The organism is Streptomyces sp. (assembly GCF_019510245.1).
GTDB lineage: Bacteria > Actinomycetota > Actinomycetes > Streptomycetales > Streptomycetaceae > Streptomyces.
In genome coordinates this window covers 1-8,991 of sequence record NZ_JAEKKT010000336.1, presented here as the reverse complement: position 1 = coordinate 8,991, position 8,991 = coordinate 1, and the positions used below count along the sequence as shown (strand labels likewise).

The window sequence follows — 8,991 nt, the reverse complement described above, 5'->3', positions numbered from 1 at the left end:
CCGGTGTCTGCGTCGCAGACGACGATGCGAGTGAAATCGGGTGAGCTGTCCAACCCGGCGACTATCCCCATGGCGCAAATTCTATGGGCGTAGCGTCGTTGCGGCGCGCACGATGTGGCGGGCGCCGGCCCGCCGTGGCCGTCCGCGCCCCGCGGCGGAGGCCCGGACGGTCACGGCCCCGCGTCCGCGGGTGGTGTGCGTCACTGCCGGCTTCAAGTGGTGCTGGTGCCCCAGTCGTCCTCCGGCGCACCGTTCGTGTTGCGGTCCCGGAGCGAGCGCACCCGCTGGGTCACGGACTCCGGCACCCGGTCGCCGACCTTGTCGCTGACCGCGTGGTAGGCCTTGCCGGCGTACTGGCGGCCCTGCTGGGCCGCCGTCTCGGCGGTGTTGCGGACGGCGGGGTTCTGGGCCACCTGGCGAGCGGACTTCTTCAACTGTTCGTAGCGCTCGCGCCCGGCACGGGTGCCCAGCACGTAACCCAGAGTCAGTCCGACCACGAACGTGAGCTTGTAGCGCATGGCGGCCACCCTTCCCTTGTGTAGGTCTCCGGTGCGATGTCGGTGTCGGGGGAACCGATTGGCGGAGCACCCCCCTGCTTGCGCTAATGTATGTGTCGCAGCGAGCGCCCGCCCCCTGGCGAATACCCAGGGAGGTACGTTCGATGCAACGAAGCGATCCTCCGTAGCTCAATTGGCAGAGCAGCCGGCTGTTAACCGGCAGGTTACTGGTTCGAGTCCAGTCGGGGGAGCTTCGATCTTCCGTAGCTCAATTGGCAGAGCAGCCGGCTGTTAACCGGCAGGTTACTGGTTCGAGTCCAGTCGGGAGAGCAAGCAGAAGGAGGGCCCCGACGGGGTCCTTTTTCATGTCCGCCCGCAACCGTGCAGGTCACGGCGTAGTCCTCAAGGGCATGCGAAGTCGCCCCTGCGAGGCAGGAGATCGTATGAGCGGCTATGCTGCGGCAGACGGCGCGCACGCATGTACGCGACACGCCGCTATGGGGCGGTAGCTCAGCCGGTTAGAGCAGCGGACTCATAATCCGTCGGCCGTGGGTTCGAGTCCCACCCGCCCCACCACTGGCTACGCGGGCAGAACCGCTCCCACCTGCGCTAACAAGAAGGCCCCCGCCTCGGCGGGGCCTTCTCATTGCCGTCAAGATCGTTAGCTCGCCCGTTGCTCGCCCGAAGTGAAATCCCCCACCCGGACGGTCTAGTTGACGGCCCGTTGACCACTGGCGGCCAGAGCGTTGACGTCTCAGAGCGCCGAGCTAGTTGAGCGCGGCGGCGACGTCACGGGTATCGATATGCCAGCCCGATGGCACCCGCCACGAGTCCACACACAGCGTCCACATGCGGTCGACAGTCCCTCCGGGCGGGATCGGCGTGGACAGCTCGCTGGTCTGCGTGATCGTCTTCCAGTCGGTGCCCAGCAGATCGATGATGTGCGTCCCGAAGGTGACCACGCCGGCCGTCACCGGCGAACCACCGGTGTTGCGGAACTCCACGGTCACGTCCTCACACCATCGCTTCTCCGTGTCCGCGAGCCGCACCGTCCCGACCGTGAGAGAGGGGGGCGTCGCAGGCCCGGGATCGCTGGGGCTCGGTTCCGCAGCACTCGGGCTCGGCCCCGGCGAGGTCGGCTGAGCGGGCTGTGGGGGTCCGTCGCCTTTCTGTGGCTGGCCTAGGAGAGTGAACCGGGCACCGTGCCCGCCCCGCCCGTAGAGGACCCGCAGGACCTGCGCCTCCAGCGGGCCCAGGCCGCAGGCTCAGCTGGTCGACGGCCAGGCCGATCTCGCTGCCAGCGCGGCAGTCGGCCAGCTGCAGCGCCACTCCTACGGCACACTGAGCGAGGTGCCTGTGCCGGGGCTGCCCGGCCGCATCGTCGCCAGCCACCGTCTGCCCCCGCTGGTGAAGCCGGGTTCCTCACCATCGGCGAGCCCGACGACATCGGGCGCCGCCCCATCCACGTCACCGCGGACGGCCGCCGCGCCATCACCGTATGGCGACGATGGAAGCCGCGGCCCGTCGAGAAGAACCGCACCGAGGAGTACGAGGCGCTCCAGCCGCTCCTGCGTGGCGAACAGGCCGCCCCGATTGCCCAACGGGCCCGGGAGGGCGAGGAGATGAGGAAGGCGGAGACGAAAGTGGTCTGGGAGGCGGCGGACCGGCTGCACCCATGGGAGGACCGCGAAGACCGGCTACGCCCTCCTCCCCTGACAGCTCGTCCACCTCCGGCGAACCGACCTCGACCGCAGCAAGGGCCGACTGCGCCTGCGTCGGGCGGGACGCAGGGACCATGTCATCTACCTCGACGACTTCACCCTGCGCCCGGCCACAGCATGGGATCCAGCGCTACTGGCGCTGGCCCGACAGCTCCAATCCCCACCTCTTCGTCACCCGCAACACCGCCGTCGACGACTCCGGCCCGCCCATCAGCGCCGGCGTGGTCCAGCAGCTTTTCCAACGAGTCGGCCTGCCGGCCGGCCGCCTGCGCGTGGACCGAATCGTCGACGAGGCGCGCCACAGCGCCGACCCCGTCCGGCTGATGGACCTCTTCGGCCTGTCCAACCTCTCCGCCACCCGCTACGTCCTGTCGGCACACCCGGACAAGAACCACGGCCCCATCGCCCCGTAGGCGGGGAGGCAAACATATGGCACGCGATCAGCGGGCGGACTGAGGCTGGGAAAGGCTGACTGACGAGCACCTCCAGCATCCGGCGGAGGGTCACGCGGAGCGAGGCCCCACCCTCCGCTCCTATATCGCATCAAGGCGATGGCGCCCAGTCGTCACTGCGACGTCGTCCCGTTGGGCAGGGTGATCCATTCCAGCGCCCAGCCGTTCAGCTGCAACAGCACATCGCCCAGCGCGCGGCCTTTGTCGGTCAGCGCGTACTCGACGCGCACGCCGGGCGGTGATGCTGGTCCCGCACCGCGAGTCGGGCGTGGAGGAGGATTCGCTCCCATTATCGCCGCCGTGCGGCAGGCTGCCGGACCGGTCATGGCCCGTGAGGTCGGCGAGGTGGTGGGGGTGGACGTCAGCGTGCGGGCCAAGCTGGAACCGCTACGTAGCAAGCTGGTCAGACTCGTCGATCGCGGCTGGCTCCGGAAACTGCCCGATGGTCGGTTCACCACCCGCCTGTGACCAGCAGCACTGCCACTCAGAGCGGCCCGGCACGGGCGTAACCGGGGCGCCCCTGGCGGCCGTTGGAATTGTGTGACGAATACCAAAGAGCTCGCCGAGGACAGCGGCCCGCTTGTCTACCAGTGCCGCATGCCGCTGTCCACGCGCACCGTCAACCACCTCGCCGACCTGCTGCGACGCCACCTGAAGGCGGTCCGGTCCAGGTGGCGGATCCTGCCGCCGGGGAAGATCGCGGTGATCGTCCTGGCTGTACTGCGCCACGACCAGCGCCTGGCCGACATGGCCGGCGGCAACGACGTGTCCGAGTCCACCGTCCGTCGCTGGCGGGACGAGCTCCATCGGACTGCTCGCCGTCCAGGCCCCGCGCCTGGGCCGAGCCCTGAATAGGTCGCCGAGCAGGGCGGGGAGCTGGTCCTGATCGACGGCACCCTCATCCGGACCAGGCAAGGCCGCCGAGTTCGCCCCGCACCTGGGCACGCTGCGGCACGCGGCCCAGGCCCTCGACGAGCAGGCGAAGAAGGCCCAACAGGCGTACGCCGACGCGTTGGCCGGGTGGATCCACGGCGAGGAGCCGGAGCCCGTCCGGTCGATGCCGCTCCTCCAGGCCGTCGCCGTCGCGTACGACGCCGCCGTCTCCCATGCCGTGGGGTGCGGTACCTGCTGGCCCGGCATGCGGCTCGCCGAGATGTGCCCGGACGGGCAGCGTGCCGCTATCGCGAGTCTCGACACGGTCCCCGCCACGGCGGCCGAGCGCACGCACGACGAGGACGACGCGATCCGCACGGTGGCCGACCAAGTCCTGAGGTGCATCTGCGGCGCCCCCGTCGTATGGGCGAGCGGCGTCGTGGACTTCGGCTGGAGGCACTCGCCTGACTCGGGCCGGAGCTGCCAACGTGCTCGGCCGCGCTGCCAGGAATGCCACATGCCGCACGCGTTGCTGCCCGGCGAACCGCCACTATGCAGAGGCATCCGCGAACACGTCACCGGCCCGTCAGCGACCAAAGCGACCGACGCCCAGGCACCGCTGACGTCCCCCGGGCAACGAGACGGCGTCCGCGTCGAGTACAGGACGCGCGTGCCCCGCGGCCTTGTCGGCGCAGCCCTCGCTGAAGCGGTCACCGCCATCCACCGCGAGATACAGCAGCAGGAGGGCCCGCCCGCCCACGACTGAACGCCAACACACGCAGGGCCCCGGAGCCAAGGGAAGAGCTGCTCGCGTGGCGGCATCTTGAAGCGGTCGAGAGAAGCGGTCGAGAGACTTTTCAGCCGATGGTGAAGCGCTGGTTCTGGGCGCCTCGGTCGCAGCGGGCAGTGCGGTAGTAGCCGTTGTCCTGCTGGTAGAGGCAGCGGCCCGTGCCGACGCTTTGGAGCATGATGGCGCTGCGGGCGGCGGGCTGGACGGTGCGCCACTTCTGGTACGAGCCGCCGTTACAGCTCAGGGGGTAGACGTCGCCCCGGTCATTGCTGTCGAGGCAGCGGTCCCACGTGTAGTTCTTAAGAGTGGTGTTGGTGTTGAGGCGGCCGTTCCAATGCCACAGGATGCTGCCGCGTCCGCTGTTGCAGCGGTCGCCCTTGAGGCCGGTTTCGTCCGTCTCGCGCAGGCAGTCACCGTAGCGGTAGTTCGCGAAGTGGCTGGTGGTGGTGGCAGCCGAGGCGGATGTGGGGGTGAGGAGGGGGAAGGCGAGGCCGGCTGCGGCGATGAGGGCGGCGAAGGCTTTCCGGGTCGGGCGGCGCACTGGGGGTCTCCTTACAGTGGTTTTCAGAGGTACCTCTAACCGGACAGACACCTCTGATCAACTGACCAACCCTTCAAAGAGACACGCTCTAGTCCAAGATCCCCAGCTCGGTGTCCGGGCGGCAGAACGCGCACGCCTCCAGCTGCGCATCCGTCAAGGCCAACCGCGCTTCGTGCGCGGTCACCGGGTGCGTCATCTCGCTGGTCATCGAGCAGTCGTCCGAGTGCACCGCAGCTCTTGGGGACCTGACGGAGTCCGCCGCTGCTCGATGACGAAGCCCGTCGACTTCCGCTCGCCACGGGTGGGCGCGGGCCCCAGGGCCGCAACGGCTGTCGCTGGCCGGCGCTGCGGCGGGCCTGGGCGCGCGGGCTTCCTGTTCTCGGCCACCGTGAGGGCGTGCCGTACGGACTCGACCTGAAGCCGCAGGTACGTGACCACAGTCGCTACCTCGGCGAGCTGCTGTTCGAGGTACCCGAGGATCGCCCGAAGGAGAGGAGGGTCAGGCGGCAGCTCGTTCATACGTTCGATTCAAGCACCCGTGCCTGCCGGTCGTCGATGTGACGTCTGATCTCTCGCAGCGATTCCTAATGCTGTTTGTCAAGCCGCGAGCGCGGTCGGAGGCGCGGGCTTGTAGCATCGTCCGTCGCGCAGGAGAGCCCAGATGACGTTGACGCGGCGGCGGGCGAGGGCGAGCACGGCCTGGGTGTGGCGCTTGCCCTCGGCGCGCTTGCGGTTGTAAAACCGGCGGGACTCCTCGCAGTGGCGGATGCTGAACAACGCGGAGGTGTAGAAGACGCGTTGGAGCCTTCGGTTGTATCGCTGGGGGCGCCGCAGGTTGCCGCTGATTTTGCCGGAGTCCCGCGGAGCCGGAGCGACGCCACCGAAGCCGGCGAGCCGGTCCGGAGTGCCAAAGACGTTCATGTCGCCACCGGTGGCGGCCAGGAACTCGGCGCCGAGGATGACGCCCAGACCGGGCATGCTGGTGATCACTTCGAAGTCGCGGTGCTGGCGAAACCGGGCCTCGATCAGCTTGTCGATCTCGGCGACCTGCTGGTTGAGGGCCGTCACCTCCCTCGCCAGCGTGTGCACCATCTGGGCAGTCAGCGTCTCTCCCGGGAGGCTGGTGTGCTGGCGCTCGGCGGCCTGGAGCGCCGTCTCGGCGAGCTTGTCGGCGCGCAGGACACGGCGGTTGCGCAGCCAGGTCTCCAGCCTCTTGCGGCCGATGCGGCGGAGGGCCGCCGGGGTCTGGTAGCCGGTCAGCAGGGTGAGCGGGCCCGTGTTGGTCAGGTCGAGCGCACGCTCCAGGCCCGGGAAGATGCCGTTGAGTTGGGCACGGAGCCGGTTGACAGTGCGGGTGCGGTCGGCGACCAGGTCCATGCGGCGGCCGGTGAGGATCTTGAGATCAACGACGGTCTCTTCACCGGTGCGTAAGGCGTGCAGGTCACGGCGGATGCGTGCCTGGTCGGCGATGACGGCGGCGTCCTTGGCGTCGGTCTTGCCCTCGCCGCGGTAGCCCTCGGAGGCGCGGTGGATGGCCCGGCCGGAGAGGTAGAGCACCGGCTGGTCGTAGTTGAGGAGGATCGCGATGGCCAGGGCGGCTCCGCCGTCGGCCAGGTCGATGCCCCAGGTCACCTCATCGCCCAAGGCTAGGACGTCGGCGAGGAGTTGGAGGAGCTCAGGTTCGTCGTTGGCGACGCGTCGGGACAGCAGCCGTCGGCCGCTCTCGTCGATCGCGACGCAGTGGTGGTGGGTTTTACCTGCGTCGATGCCGGCCCAGATCGCGGCCATGTAGTGCCTCCGTGCGGTGTGGTGCTGGTGCCTCCCGACGGACGACCTCGCTGTCGATTCCCTACGGAGCGATCATTCGCAATTCCTAATTGGCAGCCGAGTCGTCGTGGGGCGTCGGGCGGCCAATCGCTGGAAGCCACAAGCGGCAGAAGGTTGAAAGCCACACCCGACGCCCCTGGGTGGGCCAACCATACGAAGGGCTCGCCCGGTCCCGGAGAAGAACGTAGGGAAGGTTGAGCGTTGTGATCGAAGTTTCCAGGAGTAAGCGGTGACAGAAGGGAAAGCGACCCACAGCACTCGATCGTGTTCTGAGAGGACGCTCGATGTAGCAGGGCACGTCGCTCACGATGTTCTCTTCGATACCGGTGAATCACCGCCGCGCCGGCCGCGCTTCGCGAGGCACCCCCCGGCCGGGAGCGGGACTACTCGTTGAGCCATGCACGCATCTCGTCCTGCCCGGCTTGGCGGACGACCTCCTCGATCACGCCCGGGCCTTGGTTCGACTCGGCCGGAGCGGGGCCGGGCACGGGGGTGGCGAGCCAGATGGGCGACCCGCCGCGAGGTGCCATGGCCGCCGGGAAGCGCAGGTCGCCGCACACCCAGAGGACTCCGACGCCGTCGGTCATGGACAGCCAGACCTCTTCCGGCATCGGACCGTCGAAGCTGCGAACCACCGAACGGTCCGGGGGCCGTTGGGCAACTGGAGTCCGCAAAGTTCAGCGGCAAGGCGAGCGCCGAGAACTGTGGCGGGAGGCGTACCGCATGAGCGCCCTCGGCCGTATCCGCGATGCGCTGACCGGCGGCCCGACATACACGCGGCCCCTGCCGACGAGCGCCTCGACCAAGGATCGCGAGAAGAACGAGCGGAGGCGCGCCCGGGAGGCCGATCAGGCGGCCGGGCGGCGCCGCGGGCATCGCGAGTCCGTGATCAGGGGGGGGCATCAGCGCGATACCGCCTCGGGTGGGCGGTCGGCGAGAGGCTTGACGCCCGTACGTGCGACCGCGCGGACTCTACTGCGTGAGGTCGATCATGCGGACCGGCTGCCCCGTCGTGCGAGCAATGATTTCGAAGTCGCGGTCGAAGTGGAGCAGGGTGAGGCCTGCTTCTTCCGCGGCTGCGGCCACCAGGAGATCGACGGGGCCCGCACTGCGGTGTTCCCCCTTGGTGGTCAGTTGTTCCTGGACGACGCGGGAGCGGCGGTAGATGCCGTCAGGCATGGGGCACCACACGTAGTGGGCGTCGAGTGCAGCCTTCAGCCGCGCGCGGTCCGCGGCTGAGCGGGCGGAGTAGAGGACCTCGAGTTCCGTGATGTCGCAGATCGCGACGAGGCCGGCGCCGATCCTGTCGTCCCACTCAGTCGTGGTCTGGCGGAGCAGGACGCGGGCGAGGGCGGAGGTGTCGATGAGGTAGTCGGCGACGGTCACGGCCGGTACTGGTTCTTGTCCAGGAGAATGTCGATGTCCAGGGCTCCGTCGGTCACCAGTTGCCGGGCGTCTTCGAGCGCGCGCAGGCGCCGGTAGCGGGCGGTGACCTCGCGCAGGGCGGTGTTGATGGTGTCGCGCTTGGTAGTGGTGCCGAGTTCCTTGGCGGCCTCTTCCAGTGCCTCGTCGTCGAGGTCGATCACGGTGCGGCTCAAGATGACCTCCTCATGCACACTAAGGCGTATATCAATATACATGATCGATTGTATATTGATGGGCTCGCGCACACCGCACTCGGTGTAGCTCGTTTCCTGCGACCCGCCGCCGACGGCATGAGTGTGAACGGACCGAGGTAAGAGCTATGGCAAAAGAACGAGTGACGGTGTGCGTTCCCTCGTGCGACCCGGGGGACGTCGTCCAGGCCATCACCGCGGCGATGGCGCCGTTCGACTACAATCGTGACGCCGGAGTCGGCGATCCGGACGTCGAGACCTGGTGGGACTACTGGCAGATCGGCGGCCGGGGCTGCGAGTTCCTTGTCGTCCCGGGGCACGAGGACGACCCGCGTCTGATCCGGGGTGCCAAGACCCTGTCCGGAGAGCCGCGCAAAGTTCCGCAGGCGCTGTGCGACGGCGGACCACGCGCGCTGCTGGACCTCGAAACGCCGCGTGCGGTGGCGGCCGCCAGGGCACGCAGAGCCTTCGAGGCCTGGCAGGAGTTCGCCTCCGCCCACCCGCCCGGCCGTGCCTTCGGTGTCTTCCGGGCCCGGCACCTCGCCGACCCCGAGAACTATTCGCAGGCGCAGGCCCTGGAGGACTACCGCACGCAGCCGGTCATCGCGGCGTTCCGGGACAACCCGGAATTGAGAGAGCTCGTGGGCGGCGACCCGATCGCCCGCCTGAGCGAC

At 68.7% G+C, this 8,991-nt stretch carries 13 protein-coding genes, 3 tRNA genes and 1 pseudogene; 8 read left to right on the top strand and 9 right to left on the bottom strand.

The features are described from left to right. Positions 1-212 precede the first annotated feature (212 nt). Entirely contained in the window at positions 213-518 is a 306-nt protein-coding gene (locus JF597_RS50625; protein WP_294013141.1) for a YtxH domain-containing protein, read from the bottom strand. 157 nt (positions 519-675) lie between these two features. Between JF597_RS50625 and JF597_RS50620 the strand changes: the two genes are divergently transcribed. From JF597_RS50620 to JF597_RS50610, 3 genes are all read left to right on the top strand, one after another. Then, positions 676-748, top strand: a tRNA-Asn gene (locus tag JF597_RS50620). Positions 749-754: 6 nt separating this feature from the next. Further along, positions 755-827, top strand: a tRNA-Asn gene (locus JF597_RS50615). A gap of 169 nt (positions 828-996) precedes the next feature. Continuing rightward, positions 997-1,073: transfer RNA gene (locus JF597_RS50610), tRNA-Ile, on the top strand. A gap of 191 nt (positions 1,074-1,264) precedes the next feature. Here JF597_RS50610 and JF597_RS50605 read toward each other — a convergent pair. Next, positions 1,265-1,507 carry a hypothetical protein gene (locus JF597_RS50605; RefSeq protein WP_294013137.1) on the bottom strand — a complete coding sequence of 81 codons (243 nt, stop codon included), beginning with the start codon at positions 1,505-1,507 and terminating at the stop codon, positions 1,265-1,267. A 785-nt stretch (positions 1,508-2,292) separates the two neighbouring features. Between JF597_RS50605 and JF597_RS50600 the strand changes: the two genes are divergently transcribed. Then, on the top strand, positions 2,293-2,631 hold the full coding sequence (locus JF597_RS50600; RefSeq protein ID WP_294013134.1) for a hypothetical protein: 339 nt from the start codon (positions 2,293-2,295) through the stop codon (positions 2,629-2,631). Positions 2,632-2,783: 152 nt separating this feature from the next. On the opposite strand, the gene JF597_RS50595 is transcribed toward JF597_RS50600, so the two are convergent. Then, positions 2,784-2,900: a winged helix-turn-helix transcriptional regulator gene (locus JF597_RS50595; protein ID WP_294013130.1), complete on the bottom strand. Its 117-nt coding sequence runs from the start codon at positions 2,898-2,900 to the stop codon at positions 2,784-2,786. Between the two features lie 70 nt (positions 2,901-2,970). Here JF597_RS50595 and JF597_RS50590 point away from each other — a divergent pair, with 70 nt between their 5' ends. The 3 genes from JF597_RS50590 to JF597_RS50580 all read left to right on the top strand — a co-directional run bounded on the left by JF597_RS50590 (position 2,971) and on the right by JF597_RS50580 (position 4,309). Beyond that, complete coding sequence (locus JF597_RS50590; RefSeq protein ID WP_294013128.1) at positions 2,971-3,138, top strand: hypothetical protein; 168 nt, start codon at positions 2,971-2,973, stop codon at positions 3,136-3,138. Positions 3,139-3,210: 72 nt separating this feature from the next. After that, the gene (locus JF597_RS50585) at positions 3,211-3,525 is read left to right on the top strand and encodes a hypothetical protein (protein WP_294013125.1); all 315 of its coding nucleotides are present in this window, start codon (positions 3,211-3,213) and stop codon (positions 3,523-3,525) included. 157 nt (positions 3,526-3,682) lie between these two features. Continuing rightward, on the top strand, positions 3,683-4,309 hold the full coding sequence (locus JF597_RS50580) for a hypothetical protein (RefSeq protein WP_294013123.1): 627 nt from the start codon (positions 3,683-3,685) through the stop codon (positions 4,307-4,309). Between the two features lie 91 nt (positions 4,310-4,400). On the opposite strand, the gene JF597_RS50575 is transcribed toward JF597_RS50580, so the two are convergent. The 6 genes from JF597_RS50575 to JF597_RS50550 all read right to left on the bottom strand — a co-directional run bounded on the left by JF597_RS50575 (position 4,401) and on the right by JF597_RS50550 (position 8,299). Further along, positions 4,401-4,874: an RICIN domain-containing protein gene (locus tag JF597_RS50575; protein ID WP_294013121.1), complete on the bottom strand. Its 474-nt coding sequence runs from the start codon at positions 4,872-4,874 to the stop codon at positions 4,401-4,403. An 88-nt stretch (positions 4,875-4,962) separates the two neighbouring features. Further along, positions 4,963-5,070: a DUF6233 domain-containing protein gene (locus tag JF597_RS50570; protein ID WP_294013144.1), complete on the bottom strand. Its 108-nt coding sequence runs from the start codon at positions 5,068-5,070 to the stop codon at positions 4,963-4,965. A gap of 401 nt (positions 5,071-5,471) precedes the next feature. After that, positions 5,472-6,662 carry an IS110 family transposase gene (locus JF597_RS50565; protein ID WP_294013119.1) on the bottom strand — a complete coding sequence of 397 codons (1,191 nt, stop codon included), beginning with the start codon at positions 6,660-6,662 and terminating at the stop codon, positions 5,472-5,474. 422 nt (positions 6,663-7,084) lie between these two features. Further along, positions 7,085-7,312, bottom strand: coding sequence for a hypothetical protein (locus JF597_RS50560; RefSeq protein ID WP_294013117.1), 228 nt, complete (start codon positions 7,310-7,312; stop codon positions 7,085-7,087). Between the two features lie 361 nt (positions 7,313-7,673). Continuing rightward, positions 7,674-8,087, bottom strand: a complete 414-nt coding sequence (locus JF597_RS50555; RefSeq protein WP_294013114.1) for a PIN domain nuclease — start codon at positions 8,085-8,087, stop codon at positions 7,674-7,676. Next, positions 8,084-8,299 (bottom strand): type II toxin-antitoxin system VapB family antitoxin, encoded by a 216-nt coding sequence (locus tag JF597_RS50550; RefSeq protein WP_020115394.1) that lies wholly within the window; start codon positions 8,297-8,299, stop codon positions 8,084-8,086. Before JF597_RS50550 ends, JF597_RS50555 begins: the two co-directional genes overlap by 4 nt. A 146-nt stretch (positions 8,300-8,445) precedes the next feature. Between JF597_RS50550 and JF597_RS50545 the strand changes: the two are divergent. Beyond that, a pseudogene (locus JF597_RS50545) lies at positions 8,446-8,991 on the top strand (hypothetical protein); the annotation flags it as partial.

Coding starts and splice junctions, on each gene's coding strand:
- JF597_RS50570 (WP_294013144.1), bottom strand. CDS start 5,070: ATGACGCACCCGGTGACCGCGCACGAAGCGCGGTTGGCCTTGACGGAT.
- JF597_RS50625 (WP_294013141.1), bottom strand. CDS start 518: ATGCGCTACAAGCTCACGTTCGTGGTCGGACTGACTCTGGGTTACGTG.
- JF597_RS50600 (WP_294013134.1), top strand. CDS start 2,293: ATGTCATCTACCTCGACGACTTCACCCTGCGCCCGGCCACAGCATGGG.
- JF597_RS50560 (WP_294013117.1), bottom strand. CDS start 7,312: ATGCCGGAAGAGGTCTGGCTGTCCATGACCGACGGCGTCGGAGTCCTC.
- JF597_RS50565 (WP_294013119.1), bottom strand. CDS start 6,662: ATGGCCGCGATCTGGGCCGGCATCGACGCAGGTAAAACCCACCACCAC.